The 15,916-nt window shown below is 70.2% G+C and carries 15 protein-coding genes; 3 read left to right on the top strand and 12 right to left on the bottom strand.

The window, feature by feature from the left end; all coding sequences use genetic code 11:
• The first annotated feature begins 81 nt into the window (after positions 1–81).
• The 3 genes from AB0I81_RS47085 to AB0I81_RS47075 all read left to right on the top strand — a co-directional run bounded on the left by AB0I81_RS47085 (position 82) and on the right by AB0I81_RS47075 (position 3,054).
• Entirely contained in the window at positions 82–1,230 is a 1,149-nt protein-coding gene (locus AB0I81_RS47085) for an ROK family transcriptional regulator (protein WP_360672422.1), read from the top strand.
• 12 nt (positions 1,231–1,242) lie between these two features.
• Complete coding sequence (locus tag AB0I81_RS47080; RefSeq protein WP_360672419.1) at positions 1,243–1,893, top strand: M15 family metallopeptidase; 651 nt, start codon at positions 1,243–1,245, stop codon at positions 1,891–1,893.
• A gap of 75 nt (positions 1,894–1,968) precedes the next feature.
• A complete protein-coding gene (locus tag AB0I81_RS47075; protein WP_360672416.1) occupies positions 1,969–3,054 on the top strand; it encodes a glutamate--cysteine ligase in 1,086 nt (361 codons plus the stop codon).
• Here AB0I81_RS47075 and AB0I81_RS47070 read toward each other — a convergent pair.
• The 12 genes from AB0I81_RS47070 to AB0I81_RS47015 all read right to left on the bottom strand — a co-directional run bounded on the left by AB0I81_RS47070 (position 3,051) and on the right by AB0I81_RS47015 (position 15,743).
• A complete protein-coding gene (locus AB0I81_RS47070; protein ID WP_360672413.1) occupies positions 3,051–3,797 on the bottom strand; it encodes a sulfite exporter TauE/SafE family protein in 747 nt (248 codons plus the stop codon). The two genes, AB0I81_RS47075 and AB0I81_RS47070, sit on opposite strands and share 4 nt — an antisense overlap.
• Positions 3,794–5,608: a gamma-glutamyltransferase family protein gene (locus tag AB0I81_RS47065; RefSeq protein ID WP_360672511.1), complete on the bottom strand. Its 1,815-nt coding sequence runs from the start codon at positions 5,606–5,608 to the stop codon at positions 3,794–3,796. Before AB0I81_RS47065 ends, AB0I81_RS47070 begins: the two co-directional genes overlap by 4 nt.
• Positions 5,609–5,657: 49 nt before the next feature.
• A complete protein-coding gene (locus AB0I81_RS47060; RefSeq protein WP_360672410.1) occupies positions 5,658–6,620 on the bottom strand; it encodes an oligopeptide/dipeptide ABC transporter ATP-binding protein in 963 nt (320 codons plus the stop codon).
• Entirely contained in the window at positions 6,617–7,582 is a 966-nt protein-coding gene (locus AB0I81_RS47055; RefSeq protein ID WP_360672407.1) for an ABC transporter ATP-binding protein, read from the bottom strand. Before AB0I81_RS47055 ends, AB0I81_RS47060 begins: the two co-directional genes overlap by 4 nt.
• Positions 7,579–8,430, bottom strand: a complete 852-nt coding sequence (locus AB0I81_RS47050; RefSeq protein ID WP_360672405.1) for an ABC transporter permease — start codon at positions 8,428–8,430, stop codon at positions 7,579–7,581. Before AB0I81_RS47050 ends, AB0I81_RS47055 begins: the two co-directional genes overlap by 4 nt.
• The gene (locus AB0I81_RS47045; RefSeq protein WP_360672402.1) at positions 8,423–9,382 is read right to left on the bottom strand and encodes an ABC transporter permease; all 960 of its coding nucleotides are present in this window, start codon (positions 9,380–9,382) and stop codon (positions 8,423–8,425) included. Before AB0I81_RS47045 ends, AB0I81_RS47050 begins: the two co-directional genes overlap by 8 nt.
• Positions 9,382–10,998: an ABC transporter substrate-binding protein gene (locus AB0I81_RS47040; protein WP_360672399.1), complete on the bottom strand. Its 1,617-nt coding sequence runs from the start codon at positions 10,996–10,998 to the stop codon at positions 9,382–9,384. The genes AB0I81_RS47045 and AB0I81_RS47040 overlap by 1 nt, the downstream gene beginning before the upstream one ends.
• A gap of 92 nt (positions 10,999–11,090) precedes the next feature.
• Complete coding sequence (locus AB0I81_RS47035; protein ID WP_360672396.1) at positions 11,091–11,768, bottom strand: GntR family transcriptional regulator; 678 nt, start codon at positions 11,766–11,768, stop codon at positions 11,091–11,093.
• 25 nt (positions 11,769–11,793) lie between these two features.
• A complete protein-coding gene (locus AB0I81_RS47030; RefSeq protein WP_360672393.1) occupies positions 11,794–12,582 on the bottom strand; it encodes a hypothetical protein in 789 nt (262 codons plus the stop codon).
• A 10-nt stretch (positions 12,583–12,592) separates the two neighbouring features.
• A complete protein-coding gene (locus AB0I81_RS47025; protein WP_360672390.1) occupies positions 12,593–14,341 on the bottom strand; it encodes a hypothetical protein in 1,749 nt (582 codons plus the stop codon).
• A 50-nt stretch (positions 14,342–14,391) separates the two neighbouring features.
• Positions 14,392–15,141: an ABC transporter ATP-binding protein gene (locus tag AB0I81_RS47020; RefSeq protein WP_360672387.1), complete on the bottom strand. Its 750-nt coding sequence runs from the start codon at positions 15,139–15,141 to the stop codon at positions 14,392–14,394.
• Positions 15,138–15,743 carry a TetR/AcrR family transcriptional regulator gene (locus tag AB0I81_RS47015; protein WP_360672384.1) on the bottom strand — a complete coding sequence of 202 codons (606 nt, stop codon included), beginning with the start codon at positions 15,741–15,743 and terminating at the stop codon, positions 15,138–15,140. The genes AB0I81_RS47020 and AB0I81_RS47015 overlap by 4 nt, the downstream gene beginning before the upstream one ends.
• Positions 15,744–15,916 lie beyond the last annotated feature (173 nt).

Below are 15,916 nucleotides of genomic sequence, written 5' to 3'. Positions count from 1 at the left end.
GCCGAACGATGCTGGTAAACTAACAAGAAACTTTATTAAAAGAAACGCTCGTTAGCCGATCGTGACGAGAAGGGTGCGTCGATGAGCAGAGACCCCGGAACGCCGCGGCTGCTGCGCCGTCTGAACGATCGCGCGGCGCTCGAACTGCTCCTCGGAAACGGCCCTCTCACCCGTGCCGAGCTCGGCGAGCGGACCGGCCTGTCCAAGGTAACCGCAGGTCAGCTCCTGGCACGACTGGAGGATCGGGGGCTGGTGGAGGTCGCGGGCGAGCGGGCGGGCGGCAGGGGGCCGCACGCCGCACTGTACGCCGTGGTTCCCTCCAGTGCCTACGTCGCCGGCCTGGAGGTGCTGCCCGACAGCCTGACAGTCGGTGTGGCGGACATCACAGGCCGGGTGGTGGTGGAGATCACGGTGAACCCCTCAGACGGGGGCGATCCGGTCAAAGCGGTGCACGCGGCCGTACGGCGGGCCTGCGACACGGCCGGCATCGGCCTGTCGCGGTTGCGCGCGTTCGTCATCGGCACCAGAGGCGTGGTGGATCCGCTCACCGGGGACGTGCGCCTGTCGGTGGACCTGCCCGCCTGGCACGTCGGCGTGCTGGCCAGCCTGCGCGAGACGCTCGGCGTACCGGTGACCATCGAGAACGACGTCAACCTGGTCGCGCTGGCCGAGCACCGCCACGGCGCGGCCGTCGGCCGCGACGACTTCGTGGTCATCTGGGCCGGCGTCGGCCAGGGTCTCGGCGTCATGCTGGGCGGCAGGCTGCACCGGGGCATCACCGGCGGCGCGGGCGAGATCGGCTGGCTGCCGGTCCCCGGGGAGCCGCTGCCGATCGACGTCACCCGGCCGCAGACGGGCTCCTTCCAGCGCCTGGTGGGTCACGACGCCCTGCGCGAACTGGCGGCCGAGCACGGCGTCAGCGGCCACACGGTGCCCGACCTGGTACGCGCCGGCGACGACGGCTACCTGGACGCCGTGGCCGCCCGGCTGGCCCTGGGCGCGGCGGCCGTGACGGTCGTGCTCGACCCGGGCCTCATCGTGCTCAGCGGCGCCATCGGCAGGGCCGGCGGCGAGCGACTGGCGGCCAAGGTACAGGAGGCGGTGGCCCAGGTGTGCCCCAGCCGGCCGAGCGTCGTCGCCAGCCAGGTGGGCGGCAACCCGGTGCTGCGCGGCGCCCTCGTGGCGGCCCTTGAACAGGCCCGGGAGCAGGTTTTCTCCGACACTGTGTGAGAATTTCTGCCCATGTGGCAGACCCCGAACGATGTCGTGCTCATCTCCGACCCCCGTGTGACCTCGATCCCGGTGCGGGAGAGCGGCGAACCGCTGGCGGACGTGACCGGGCGGTTGCGCGTGGACCCCCGCATGGCCGACGACCAGGGTGCGTACAGGCACCTGCGCGAGGGAGTGCTGCGGCGCCTTGAGCACGCCGAGAGCCTGCTCCCCGACGGCTACCACCTGCTGATCGTCGAGGGTTACCGGCCCGTCGCCACCCAGCGCCAGATCTTCGACGAGTACCGGGCCACGCTCTCGCACCTGCCGCCTGAAGAGTCCTACGTCGCGGCCAGCCGTTATGTCTCCCCGGTCGAGGTCGCGCCGCACACCGCGGGCGCCGCCGTGGACCTGACGTTGTGCAGCCCGGAAGGGGTCGAATACGACATGGGCACCCAGGTCAACGACAACCCGGAGCAGAGCGACGGCGCCTGCTTCACCGCCGCCCCGAACATCTCCGACGACGCCCGCGCCCATCGCAAGCTCCTGGCCTCGGCCCTGGAGCCGGCCGGGCTGATCAACTACGCCACCGAGTGGTGGCACTGGTCGTACGGAGACCGTTACTGGGCGATGTCCACCCAGGCCGGGCACGCGCTGTACGGCCCCGTAGAGTTCACCGTCTGACAACCGGGTTTTCCGGGGGGTGAGGTAGGGGCACAACTCCCGTACAGAGGGTTGGACTCCCAGCGAGGTGTGGGCATGGTTCCGCTCATCGGGATCGAAGAGGAATACCTCATCGTCGATCCCCGCACCCGCCACGTGACCCCCCGGGCCGCCGAGGTTCTGGCAGCGGCGACCGACGTCCTTGACGTGGTGCACGAAATCACCAGATTCCAAGTGGAGGCCCGCACGGCGCCCTCCGCCGACCTGAGCGAGCTGGGCTCGCAACTGCGCGCCGCGCGAAAGGAGGTCGCGGGGGCCGCCCGCTCGTGCGGCCTGGCCGTCGTGGCCAGCGGCATCCCCGTCCTCGGCAACGTCATGCCGCCGCCGCTCACCGACGACGACCGCTACCACCAGGGCAAGGTGCTCTACCGCGCGTTGCAGGACGAGATCAGCATCTGCGCCCTGCACGTGCATGTGGACGTGCCGGACGCCGAGCACGCCGTCTATGTCGGCAACCATCTGAGACCCTGGCTGCCGACGCTGATCGCGCTGGCCGCCAACTCGCCGTTCTTCGTGGGGCGCGACACCGGCTACGCGTCCTGGCGGGTGATCAGCTGGGGCCGCTGGCCGGTGTCGGGAGCGCCGCCCTTTTTCCCGTCCTTCGCAGCCTACGAGGTGGCCCTGCGGGCGCTGGCGGAGTCGGGCGCGCTGCTCGACGCCAAGACCGTCTACTGGGACACGCGTCCCTCGCCCCGCCTGCCCACCGTGGAGATCAGGGTGGCCGACGTGCCGCTCGACGTGGCCGACAGCCTCACCCTGATCGGGCTCATCCGCGCGCTCGTCGTCACCGCGCTGACCGCCGTCAAGCGCGGTGACCGGGGGCTGCCCGTCCCGTCGGAGGTGCTGCGCGCCGCCTACTGGCGGGCCGCCCGCGACGGGCTGCAGGGCGACAGCCTGGACGTGCGGCACGGCACGCTGGTGCCGGCCGTGGTGATGGCCGGGCGCCTCCTGGAGCACGCACGCCCGGCGCTGGCGGAGGCCGGCGATCTGACGTTCATCCAGGAGGGGCTCGACCGGTTGGTACGCAAGGGGTCGGGAGCCATGCGGCAGCGCAGGGCGTACGAGAAGGGCAATGACCTCAACGAGGTCGTGGACGATCTCATAGAGGCGACAGTGGCTTAGCGCAGCGCGAGGGCGGCGGCCACTCCCAGGCCGAACGCGACGACCACGCCCCTGAGCACCTTGGCCGGCATGAGCCTGGCCAGGCGGGTGCCGAGCAGCCCGCCCACCAGGCTGGCCGGTGCGATCACCGCCGCGGCCTGCCAGTTCACCGGGCCGAACAGGGAGAAGGCGACGACCGAGACCGAGCTGATGACCAGCGAGAGCACGGCCCGTACGGCGTTCACGCGATGCAGGTTGTCGTGCAGGAACATGCCGAGCACGGTCAGCAGCACCACGCCCATCCCGCCGTTGAAGTAGGCGCCGTAGCAGCCGCCGAGGAACACCCCGGCGTACACCAGCTTGCTGGTCGGGCCGTCCTGCTCGCCGCCGAAGAGCTTGCGCAACCACGGCTGCGCGAGCAGGGCGAGGCTGGCGAAGGCCACCAGCCACGGCACCATGGACTCGAACAACTTGCCCGGCGTGAGCAGCAGCAGCGCGCTGCCCCCGCAGGCCCCCACCACGGCCGTGACCGACAGCAGCGTGGCCCTGCGGCGCTGGCCGCGCAGCTCGGCCCGGTAGCCGATCACACCCCCCAGATAGCCGGGCCAGAGCGCCACCGCGTTGGTCACGGTCGCGGTCAGGCCCGGGTAACCCATCGCCATCAGCGCGGGGAAGGAGATCAGGGTTCCTCCCCCGGCCAACGCGTTCACCACACCGGCCAGCAGGCCGGCTCCGAGCAGGAAGAGCAGGTCGGGAAGTGTCATCGGCCGACTGCGTAGCCCTGGTTGCCCCGCGGATTCGCGGCGGCCTTGAGGAAATCGCCGTCACGGGCGACCGCGCTGAGCCTGCCGAGCGACCACGGGCCCTGCGGCTCGACCTCGTGCCCGCGCCGCCGCAACTCCGCGATGACGCCGGCGTCCACCCGGTCCTCCACGAGCATGACGCCGGGACGCGAGCCGCGCGGGAAGAACGAGCTGGGGAAGTGCTCGGTGTGGAACATGGGGGCGTCGATCGCCTCCTGGAGGTTCAGCCTGCCGTGCACCAGGGAGAGGAAGAAGTTCAGGCTCCACTGGTCCTGCTGGTCGCCGCCGGGCGTGCCGAACGCCAGCCACGGCTTGCCGTCCCTGAGCGCGAACGACGGGGACAACGTGGTACGCGGGCGGGTGCCGGGACGCAGCGCGGTGGCCGCGTCCGGCTGCAGCCAGAACATCTGCGCCCGGGTGCCCAGGCAGAAGCCCAGCCCCGGGATGGTGGGGGAGCTCTGCAGCCAGCCGCCGCTGGGGGTGGCCGAGACCATGTTGCCGAAGCGGTCCACGACGTCCACGTGACACGTGTCACCCTTGACCGTGCCGTCGCGCGCCACGGTCGGCTCACCGGCATCAGAGCGTGCCACGGTCGACTCACCGGCATTAGAGCGTGCCACGGTCGGCTCGCCGACCCCCTGGGGCGTGCGGGAACCGGACAGACCGGGCGCGTTGCTCGCGGTGCCGGGGTCGGGGAAGACGGGCAGCCGGGGGGCCCGCCCGCCGGGGGCGCCGGGACGCAGCTCCAGGCTGGCGCGGTCGCCGATCAGCCGCCGCCGCTCGGTGTTGTAGGCCGCGCTCAGCAGACCGGACATGGGCACGTCGGTGTCGCCGTACCAGGCTTCGCGGTCGGCGAAGGCCAGCTTGGCGGCCTCGGTCACCGTGTGCAGGTAGTCGGCGCCGAGGAAGTCCATCCCGTCCAGGTCGAAGCCGTCCAGCAGGGCGAGCTGCTGCAGGAACGCCGGGCCCTGGCCCCACGGCCCCGTCTTGCACACGGTGTGGCCGCGGTAGTCGTAGGTCAGCGGCTCCTCGATCGTGGCCGACCAGCCCGCCAGGTCGTCGCCCGTGAGCAGGCCGCCGTGCACCTCGCCCGAGCTGTCCCGCCACGCCGTCGTGGCGCTGAACTCGGCGATCGCCTCGGCGACGAAGCCCTCGTACCACGCCTTCCTGGCCGCGGCGAGCTGCCCCTCGCGGGTGCCCGACGCCGACTCCGCCTCGGCGACGAGCCGCTTGTAGGTGGCCGCCAGCACGGGGTTGGCCAGCTTCGTGCCGGCCTTGGGAACGTTCCCGCCGGGCAGCCACGTGGCCGCCGAGGTGTGCCACTCCTCCTTGAACAGGCCCTCGACCGAGGCGATCGTGCCGGAGATGCGCTCCAGCACCGGCACGCCGTGCTCGGCGTAGTGGATCGCGGGCGCGAGCACGTCGGCCAGCGACCAGGTGCCCCAGCGCTCCAGCATCAACATCCAGCCGCCGAACGCCCCCGGCACCGTCGCGGCCAGCAGGCCGGTGCCGGGCACGACGTCCAGGCCCAGCTCGGCGAAGCGCTCGATGGAGGCGGCGGCCGGGGCCGTGCCCTGCCCGCACACGACCGACACCTTCTGCTCGGCCTCGCTCCACAGCAGGATCGGCACCTCGCCGCCGGGGCCGTTCAGGTGCGGCTCGGCGACCTGCAGCACGAACCCGGCGGCCACCGCCGCGTCGAAGGCGTTGCCGCCGCGCTCCAGCACGCCCATCCCGGCGGCCGAGGCCAGCCAGTGCGTGCTGGCGACCATGCCGAAGTCGCCCGACAGCTCGGGCCTGGTGGTGAACAAGACTCTCTCCTTACTTGGCCGCGTCGGGGACACGGTCCGCCGTTACCAGGTGGCACGCGGCCGGATGACCGCCGCCACGTGGGTCGTTCAAGAGGGGTTCGGAGGTACGGCACTCGTCGAAGGCCAGCGGGCAGCGCGTGTGGAAGCGGCAGCCCGCGGGCGGGTCGATCGGGCTCGGCACGTCGCCGCCGAGCACGATCCTGCGCCGCTCCCGCTGCGCGACCGGATCGGCCACCGGCGCCGCCGACAGCAGGGCCTGCGTGTACGGATGCCGCGGCCCCGCGAAGATCTCGGCCGTCGGCCCCGACTCCACGATCCTGCCCAGGTACATGACCGCGATCCGGTCGGCCAGGAACTCCACCACCGACAGGTCATGCGTGATGAACAGGCACGAGAAGCCCATGTCCCGCTGCAGATCGGTGATCAGGTTCAGCACCGACGCCTGCACCGACACGTCCAGCGCCGACACCGGCTCGTCCGCCACGACCAGCTTCGGCTCCAGGATCAACGCCCTGGCCAGCCCCACCCGCTGCCGCTGCCCGCCGGACAACTCGTGCGGGAAACGCTTGCGCATCTCCTGGCGCAGCCCGACCTTCTCCAGCATGGCCGCCACCCGCCGCTCCGTCTCGCGCCGGTCGCTGACCTTGTGGCGCAGCAGCGGCTCGCCCACGATCTGCTCGATCGTGAAGCGCGGGTTGAGCGAGGAGAACGGGTCCTGGAAGACCATGTGCACGTCCCTGCGCAGCGGGCGCATGGCCCGGCGCGACAGGTGGGTGATGTCCTTGCCGCCCAGCTCGATCGTGCCCGAGGTGGGCTCGGTCAGCCGCAACACGCACTTGCCGACCGTGGACTTCCCGCTGCCCGACTCGCCGACCAGGCCGAGCACCTCGCCCTGGCCGATCTCCAGCGACAGGCCGTCCACGGCGCGTACCGGGCCGTAGTGCTTGACCAGGTTGTCGATCCGCAGGATCACGACTGACCTCCGGGGTGGAAGCAGGCCGCCAGATGTTTGTCGGCCTGGTGTTCGAGCGGGGGCCTGGACGCCCGGCAGTCCGCCTGGGCGTAGCGGCAGCGGTCGGCGAAGGCGCACTGGTCCGGGTCCGACATCGGCGAGGGCACCATGCCGGGGATCTCCGCCAGGCGGCCGTCCACCGCGGCCGAGGGCAGCGCGCTCATCAGGCCCAGCGTGTACGGATGCCGCGGGTTGGCGAACAACTCCGACACCGGGGCCTGCTCGACGGCGCGGCCCGCGTACATGACCACGGCCTTGTCGGCGATGTCGGCCACCACGCCCAGGTCGTGCGTGATCAGGATGATCGCGGTGCCGAGCCGGTCGCGCAGGTCGCGGAACACGTCCAGCACGCCCGCCTGGATCGTCACGTCGAGCGCCGTGGTGGGCTCGTCGGCGATCAGCACCCGGGGCGAGCAGGCCACCGCGATGGCGATCATCACGCGCTGCCGCATGCCGCCGGAGAGCTGGTGCGGGTACTCCTTCATCCTGCGCGCCGGCGCCGGGATGCCGACCAGCTCCAGCAGCTCCACCGCCCGCTTGGCGGCGGCCTGCCGGGACAGGCCCTCGTGCCTGCGCAGCACCTCGGCGATCTGGTACCCGACGGTGAACGACGGGTTCAACGAGGTCATCGGCTCCTGGAAGACGACCGAGACGGTCTTGCCGCGTACCTTGCGCATCTCCGGCTCGGGCAGCGTGGTCAGCTCGCGGCCGTCCAGCTTGATCGAGCCGGACAACCGTGTCGTGTCGGGCGGCAGCAGCCTGGGCACCGACATCGCGGTGACCGACTTGCCGCAGCCCGACTCCCCGCACAGGGCGAGGATCTCGCCCTCGTCCAGGGTGAGCGAGATGTCCCTGACCGCCTGGACGAGGCCGTCCTCGGTGTTGAAACCGACCTTCAGGTCGGTGATCTCCAGCAGGCTCATCGGGCGCTCCTCGGATCCAGTACGTCGCGCAGCCCGTCACCGAGCAGGTTGAAGCCCAACGTGGCCAGCGCGATCATCAGGCCGGGCCAGATGGCCAGCCAGGGCGCGTCGCTCAGGTACTGCTGCGCGGTCGTCAGCATCACGCCCCACGACGGGGTCGGCGGCTGCACGCCCAGGCCGAGGAACGACAGCGTGGACTCGCCGATGATGGCCGCCGGGATCGCCACCGTGGCCTGCACGATGAGCGGGCTCAGGCAGTTCGGCAGCACGTAACGGAAGATGATGTGACCGTCGCCCGCGCCGTCGGCGATGGCCGCGGCCACGTAGTCCATCTCCCTGACCGCCAGCACCTCGCCGCGGGTGATGCGGATGATGGCGGGCAGCTGGGAGAAGCCCAGCGCCAGCACCACGCCCTTCAGCGAGGGCCCGATGATCGCCGCCAGGCCGACCGCGAACACCAGGAACGGGAAGGCCAGCGTCACGTCCACCAGGCGCATCACGATCGGGTCCAGCCAGCGCCGGTAGAACCCGGCGACCAGGCCGATCGGGATGCCGATGACCATCGCCAGCAGCGTGGACAACACGCCCGCCTGCAACGAGACCTGGGCGCCGTGCGCGATCCTGGCCAGGGCGTCCCTGCCCAGGTCGTCGGTGCCCATCGGGTGCGCGCCCGACGGGGGAGCGAGCGTGGCCATGTAGTCCTGCGCGGACGGGTCGCCGGTCACGAACGGGCCGACCAGCGCCAGCAGCACGAACGCGACCACCAGCACCAGCCCGGCCATCGGCATCGGCCGCCGCCTGAAGCGCCGCCACAACCTGCCCCGCCTGCGTACCGTCACTTCAGTCATGACGCCCTCCCGACAGGCGGATCCGCGGGTTGAGATAGGCGTAGGCGATGTCCACCAGCAGGTTGACCAGCACGTATCCGACGACCGTGACCAGCACGACCGCCTGGATGACGGGGTAGTTCCTGGTCAGGACCGCGTCCACGGTGAGCTTGCCGAAGCCCGGGATGACGAAGATCTGCTCGGTCACCACGGCGCCGCTGATCAGCGCGCCGAGTTGCAGGCCGAGCACGGTCACCACGGTCGTCAGGCTGTTGCGCAGCGCGTGCGCGCCCACGACCTTGGCCTCCGACAGGCCCTTGGACCTGGCCGTCCTGACGTAGTCGGCCGACAGCGCGCCCAGCATGGCCGAGCGGGTCTGCCGCATCAGGATCGCCGCGAAACCGGTGCCGAGCACGAGCGCGGGCAGGATCATGCGCTGCAGGTTCTCGGCCGGATTCTCGGTGAAGGGGACGTACCCGGAGGCGGGCAGCACCTGCCAGGTCACCGCGAACAGCAGGATGCCGAGCAGGCCCAGCCAGAAGTGCGGGATCGACAGCCCGGCCAGGCCGAACCCGGTGGCCACGTAGTCGGCGAACTTGCCCCGCCGGACCGCGGCCACGATGCCCGCGCCCACGCCGATGACGATCGCGACCAGCATGGCCAGCGCCGACAGCTCCAGCGTCACCGGGAGCCGTTCGGCCAGGATGTCGGCCACGGGGATCTGGTCCTGCGTGGAACGGCCGAAGTTCCCCGTGACGGTCTGGACGACGTAGTCCAGATACTGCGCGGGAAGCGGCTTGTCCAGGCCGAACTCTTTCCTGATGGCCTCGACCGCGGCGGGCGAGGCCTCCTGGCCGGCCATGACCGTGGCCGGGTCACCGGGCAATGCCCGGATGCCCAGGAAGATCAGGATGCTGGACAGGAACAGCACAAGGATGGCTGACCCGCAGCGCCGGAGGATGAACCAGAACATCAGGCGGCGAACCCGGCGGTGATGAAGCGCGGCAGGCCGTCCTGGAAGTACTGGACGCCGGCGACGGTCTTGTGCAGGCCCAGGTAGTACTTGTTGTGGTACAGGTACACGACGCCACGCAGCTCGGCGGCCTTCTTCATGGCGGCGCCGTACAGTTCGGCGCGCTTGGCCGGGTCGGTCTCGGCGGCGGCCTGCTTGATCGGGTCGTCGATGCCCGCGTCGGACATCCCGGCGTAGTTGTTGCTGCCCTGCGTGGTGACCAGGTTCGTGAGGTTGCCGTCCGGGTCCACCCGGCCCGACCAGCCGCTCAGCAGGACGTCGAACTTGCCGGCCTTGCCCTGCTCCAGGACGCTGACGAACTCGGCCGTCTGCACGGTCACGTTGAAGCCGGCCTCCTTGGCCATCGACTGGATGACCTGCGCCAGGCGCTGGTTGACGGCGTCGTTCGGGGTGGCCATCGAGACCTGGATCGGCGTCTGTACGCCGGAGGCCTGCACGAGCTGCTTGGCCTTGGCCAGGTCACGCTTGGCGCACGTCAGGTCCTGCGGCCGGTACTTGCTGTCCAGCGGCACCGGGTAGCAGTCCACCTCGTGCAGGCCGTTGTAGACGGCCTTGTTGATCGCGTCCCGGTCGAGTGACAACTCGAACGCCTCACGCAGCTGCGGGTTCTTGCCCAGCGGCGTGTCCACGGCGCCCGGCTTGGCGGTGGAGCCCTTGACGTTGCCGATGTTGATCTGGAAGCCGTAGTAGCCCAGGCCGCCACCGGCCACGACGCTCAGGTTCGGATCCGTCTGCACGCCCTTGACCGTGTTGGTGGCGAGCTGGTCGGCCACCTGCACGTCGCCGGACTTCAGGTTCGCGGCCCGTACGTTGGGGTCGACGATGATTTTGTATACGAGCTTGTCGAGCTTGACCTTGGCCGCGTCGTAGTAGTCCGCCGACTTGTCCAGCGTGATCTGGCTGCCGGAGGTGCGGCCGGCGAACTTGAACGGCCCGACGCACACCGGCTTGGCGCCGAAGTTGTCGCCCTCGGACTCCAGCGCCTTCGGCGACATGATCATGCCGGCGCGGTCGGCGAGCTGCGCGGTCAGCGGCGTGAACGCCTGCTTCAGGGTCAGCTTGACGGTCGTGGGGTCGGCCACCGCGACGTCGGAGACCGCCGCGAGGTCGGCGGCGCGCGCCGACTTCTCCCAGGTACGGTGGCGGTCCAGCGACTTCTTGACCGCCGCGGCGTCGAATGCCGTGCCGTCGTTGAACTTCACGCCCTCGCGCAGCTTGATCGTCACCTCCTTGCCGTCGCCGGACAGCTCGGGCATGGCCTCGGCGAGCTGCGGGACCAGGTTGGAGGACTTGTCGATGTCGTAGAGCTTCTCGCACATGCTCGCGAACACCTCGCGGCCGACGAGCGTGGTCGAGATGCTCGGGTCCAGCGCGTCGGGGTCGGCGTTGAGCGCGATGTTGAGCGTGCCACCGCCCTTGACCGGCCGGTTGTCGGCCGAGGCGCTGGATATTTCACTGGGCGCCGCGGGCGCGCTGCTCGAACCGCCTCCACCACAAGCCGCCAGGGCGAGGGGAAGGACGACGAGCGCCGCGGCGAACCTGGGGGACGGTCGCATGGGGGCCTCCGTTGAAAACGTTTAGGAGACTGTATACAAGATTCGACATTTCAGAGGTGTTTCGTAACCATATGTCGTTATCTGAGTGTTTCCTAATCGTTTGGGTGTTTTGTCCTAAGGCCCGTGGCCTGCAGGAACGTCCGCCTGGCCGCTGCCACGTGGGCAATGGCTCTGGCCTGGGCTTCGTCCTCGTCGCCCGCCTCTATGGCCTCGCACAGGCTCAGATGTTCCTGCCATGAGTGCGGGCCGCGAATGGCGGCGGTCTGACTGAAGATCCACTGGGCCCGCTGCAACATCGGCTTCATCATCAGGGCGAGGTAGGAGTTGCCCGCCGCCTCGCCGACGGCCAGGTGGAAGGCGGTGTTCAGGTCGGCCACCTCTTCGAGGCGGCCGCTCTCCACCGCCTCCTTGGCCTGGTCGAGCACCCGGCGCAGCCGTTCGACCGAGGCGGGGGAACACTTGCGCGCCGCGAGCCGCGCCGCCAGGCCCTCGACCGCCATGCGCACGTCGAAGAGCTCCTCGCCCTCGTCGGCCGACAGGCGGGCGACCGTGGCACCGAGCCGGGGTACGACCTGGATGAAGCCCTCGGCGGCCAGTACGCGGATGGACTCGCGCACGGGGTTGCGCGAGACGCCGAGCGCGGCGGCCAGCCGGTCCTCGATCAGGCGCTCACCCTGGGCGAGCTCACCGGAGAGAATCCGGCGGCGCAGCTCCTGGGTGACCTCGTCACGCAAGGTCTGGTGGGCCCCGCCCAGCGTCATATCAGTCATAGAGGGATTTATCGTATACAAGAAGTTAGGGACGTTGGGTCGGATGCCAGTCGGCGTCCGTAACCTCCCTCGCCGCCTCCCAGAGGCGGTCGAACTCGGCCATGAAGTACCGGACCCAGGCGTGGTCGTGGTGGCTGGCAAGGGTGAAGCCAGGGGAAGGGCCGGGTGAACGATGGATGCCCAGCTCGACGTGGACAAGGCCGTCGTCGTCGGCGGGATCCAGTATCACCATGAGATACGCCGGAACGAAGGGCAGGAGCCGTACCTCCAACCGTCCCTTGAGGCGCAGGTCGCGCAGGATATAGAAGGTGGACCTGACGCGGTGCTGGAACACGTCCTGCTGATCGGGGACCAGGCTTCGCTTGGCCGCTTCCTCCGGGACGGTGCCCGTGGGATCGATCAACAAGACCTTGACGGACGCCCCTCGTTCCAGGCGCTGCTGCAACATGTCTACGTAGGCGCGGACCGTGTGGTTGAGCGTTATTCCGACAAAACGGATGTCGTTCGCGCGCGCGACGCGCGTCGTGAGCTCCTTTGACCCCTCGCTCAGGAAGTTCTGGGCCGACAGCTTGGCCTCCACCATGCGGCCCAGGTCGCCGACCTGCCTCTCCAGGTCGGCGACCTGGTGGCGGGGGCCGAGCGCGTTCACCGCCACCAGGGCCAGCGTGGCCAGCGTGGCGGCGCCCACGACCTTCGGGTTCACGATGTCGAAGACGCCGAGCGCGCCCACCACCAGGGCGATGAGCGCGGTCACGTAGATTTCGAGGTTCTTGCCGGTTCCGAGGTCCGCGCGTAATCGCGCCAGTGGCCGCATACGGCGGTTATTACCCCGCTTCGGCCTTCTTCGCGCGCTGCCACAACCAGCCGCCGGTGCCGTACATGCCCGCCCCGATCAGCATGAAGCCGATCGCCACGGGATAGCGCAGGCCGGGCGGCATGTGCGTGGCCAGGAACCAGGAGTGCCCGAGTTGCCCGTTGGAGACGAAGACCGCGGCCAGGATGCCCTGCGGGATCAGCGGGATCGCGCCGAGGGACAGGCAGATCCACACGATCGTCTGCTGGGTCTTCGACAGGTTGTCCGGCACCTTGAACGACGACGATTTGTCGCCCTCGGGGTGGCGTCCCGTCCGCATGAGGTGCAGCAACTCCGGCCCGCTGCTCGCCAGCCGCCGCTCAGCCGGCAGGCCGAGCCCCCACCAGCACAGCGCCCCCGTCAGCAGCCCGACCGGCACCCCCCACCAGCCGAACCACACCGCCACCAGCACGGCGGGCACGGCGGTCAGCGCCACGACGAACAGCATCAGGTACGCCATGCCGGTGGCCGAGCCGTCGTCCTCGCTCGTGCGCAGCGGGTTGCCGCCCCGGTTCTTCGGGTCGATGCCCGGCACGAGCCCGGTGACCGAGAGCAGCGCCACCAGACCCACGGCCCCGCCGAGCAGCGCGAACGTCGCGGACAAGACCAGCGGCCAGGAGCCGTCCGCGACCGCGGTGAAGACCACCGCCAGCACCAGCGCGACCGGGCCGACCACCGCCAGCCAGGCGAGCTGCCGCCCCCGCACGTCGGAGGCGCCCGGCGTCATGAGGGTGAGCCAGAGCGCGGTGCCGTCCGCGCCGTAGGCGTTGGCGGTCATCGCCGCCGCCATCATGATGAAGATCGGCCCTGCCAGCGGCAACATGTCCGGGATGCCGAGCACCAGGGGCGAGGCCGCGAAGAACACGCCGTAGGTCAGCGCGAACGCGAGTTGATGGTTGCGCACCAGGTCACGGGTCCACGTACGCAGCTCCTTGGCCACCACGGCCCCGTGCGGGGTGCTCGCCCGCATCGGCCGGCGGCCGCGCGCCGAGGGCGTCCGGTTCGCGCCCGTCCGCCTGGTCAGCAGCGCCGCCCAGGCCGCCAGCAGCAGCACGATCAGCACCGCCATCGCGGCCAGTGCCAGGTAGTTCCCGCGCACCGCCAGCAGCCCCCACCCAGACGGCAGGAACTGGACGAAGGCCGGGATCTCCCGTCCCTGGCCCATGGCTATCGCGAAGATCCAGCTCTGCCCCAGAAAGGCGAGAATCACCCCGTTGATCACCCCGGCGCCGATCGCCCCGAGCCTGGAGTTCAGCGCCAGGCCCAGCAGCGCCACAGTCACCCTCGACAGCAGCACGAACACCGCGAGCTGCATGACCATCGCCGGCACGGCCACCAGCACCGCCACGACGCCGGTCAGCGCCCCGTGCTCGACGCCTTCTCGTACGCCCGCGACGATCAGCCCGGCCAGCGCGAGCAGGCTGATCGCCGGGGCCAGTCCCACGAACGCCGCCACCAGCAGCCCGCCGGCCATCCGCTGCGGTCGCAGCCCGAGCAGCGCGAAGAACTCCGGGCGCAGCGTCTCGTCGCCGCCGCCGGAGAAGACCGGGCCGATGATCCAGCCGAGCATCCAGACGGCGTACGCGGCCGGCAGCCAGTCGCCGTCCAGGAAGGCCAGGAAGATCGTGCCGCCCGCCAGAAGGGCGCCGAGCACTCCCGCCGAGGCCATCATGCCGCCCTGCTGGCCCTTGACCGAGTGACGCAGGACCGCCACCTTCATCCTGGCCATGGTGATCGCTACGGATGGTCCCCTCGCAGCGTCGGTGATCGTTACAGCCATGACAACCCCCTCGCGGCGGTGGTGCCGGCGCCGACCAGCTCCACGAACCTGTCCTCCAGCGTGGCCGCGCCGCGTACCTCGTCCAGCGGGCCCGCCGCCGCCACCCGGCCCTTGTCGATCACGCCCACGTGGTCGCAGAGCTGCTCGACCAGCGCCATCACGTGGCTGGACAACACGACCGAGCCGCCGCCCGCCACGAAACCGCGCAGAATCCCCTTGATCGTCGCCGCGGACACCGGGTCCACCGCCTCGAACGGCTCGTCCAGCACCAGCAGCCTGGGCGCGTGCAGCAGCGCCGTGGCCAGGCCGATCTTCTTGCGCATGCCGGTCGAGTACTCGATCACGAGCGTCTTCTCCGCCCCGTCCAGCTCCAGCACCGACAGCAGCTCCTCGGCCCGCCCGGCCACCACCTCCTTGCTCAGCCCGCGCAGCAGCCCCAGATAGGTCAGCACCTCGCGACCGGTGAGCCGCTCGGGCATGGCCATCCCGTCCGGCAGCACGCCGACGAGCTGCTTGGCCCTGGCCGGATCCGACCACACGTCGGCCCCGAAGATCTGCGCCGTGCCCGCGTCGGGCCGCAACAGGCCCACCGCCATGGACAGCGTCGTCGTCTTGCCCGCGCCGTTCTGCCCGACCAGGCCGTAGAAGGAGCCCTGCGGGACGGTCAGCTCGACGTGGTCCACCGCGATGTTCTCACCGAAGGTCTTGGCCAGGCCGGTGATCTCCAAGGCCGCTGTCATGATTGCCTCCTGGTGGCGATGGTGAAAGTGGTGACCAGCTCACGGGTGAGCAGGTCAAGGTCGAAATCGGGGTTGTTGAGCAGACGGCCCGGCACCGCGTCGATCGCCCCCCGGATGGCGATGGCCATGCTCCGTGTGTCGAACTCGCGGAACTCGCCGGCCTTGTGCCCCCAGTCCAGCAGCTTCTCCAGGTCGGTGATGGCGACCTCTTCCTGCCCCGCGTACGGGCCGGGCCCGCCCGCCTCGCCCGGCATGTGGGTGATGATCTCCACCAGGGCCAGGAGGGGCTTGCGGTGCTCGCGCATGAAGTCGAGGTTGCTCTCGATGTAGGCGCGCAGGCCCTCCGCTGCTGTGGGCTGGGCGAGGATGCGCGGCACCATCAGGTCGGTGGCCAGCTTGGCCACCTCCGCGACGACCGCCTGGGTGAGCTGATCCTTGCCGCCGAAGTGGTACGAGATCACGCCGGTGCTGATCTTGGCCTGCTTGGCGATCCTGGCCATGGTCGTGTGCGCGTAGCCGTGCTCGGCGAGCACCTCGATGGCGCACTCGATGATCTGGGCGCGGCGAGCCTCTTCAATGAACGTTCGACTTTCTGGCGGCACGCTCAAAATTTTAAACGGCCATTCAAATTTTTGGGAAGGCGGGGTCGCGAAGCGCCGCGTGCCGCCTTCGTTCAGGCGCGTTGCCGCAGGCCACGGGTGCGGCGGCTTCGGTCAGGCGCGTAGCCGCAGGCCGCCGGGCGTGCAGGCTCCGGTCAGGCGCGTAGTCGCAGGCT

This window comes from Nonomuraea sp. NPDC050404 (assembly GCF_040655495.1).
Lineage (GTDB): Bacteria > Actinomycetota > Actinomycetes > Streptosporangiales > Streptosporangiaceae > Nonomuraea.
The sequence above is the reverse complement of the archived record's forward strand: the minus strand, read 5'-3'. Positions and strand labels throughout refer to the sequence as shown.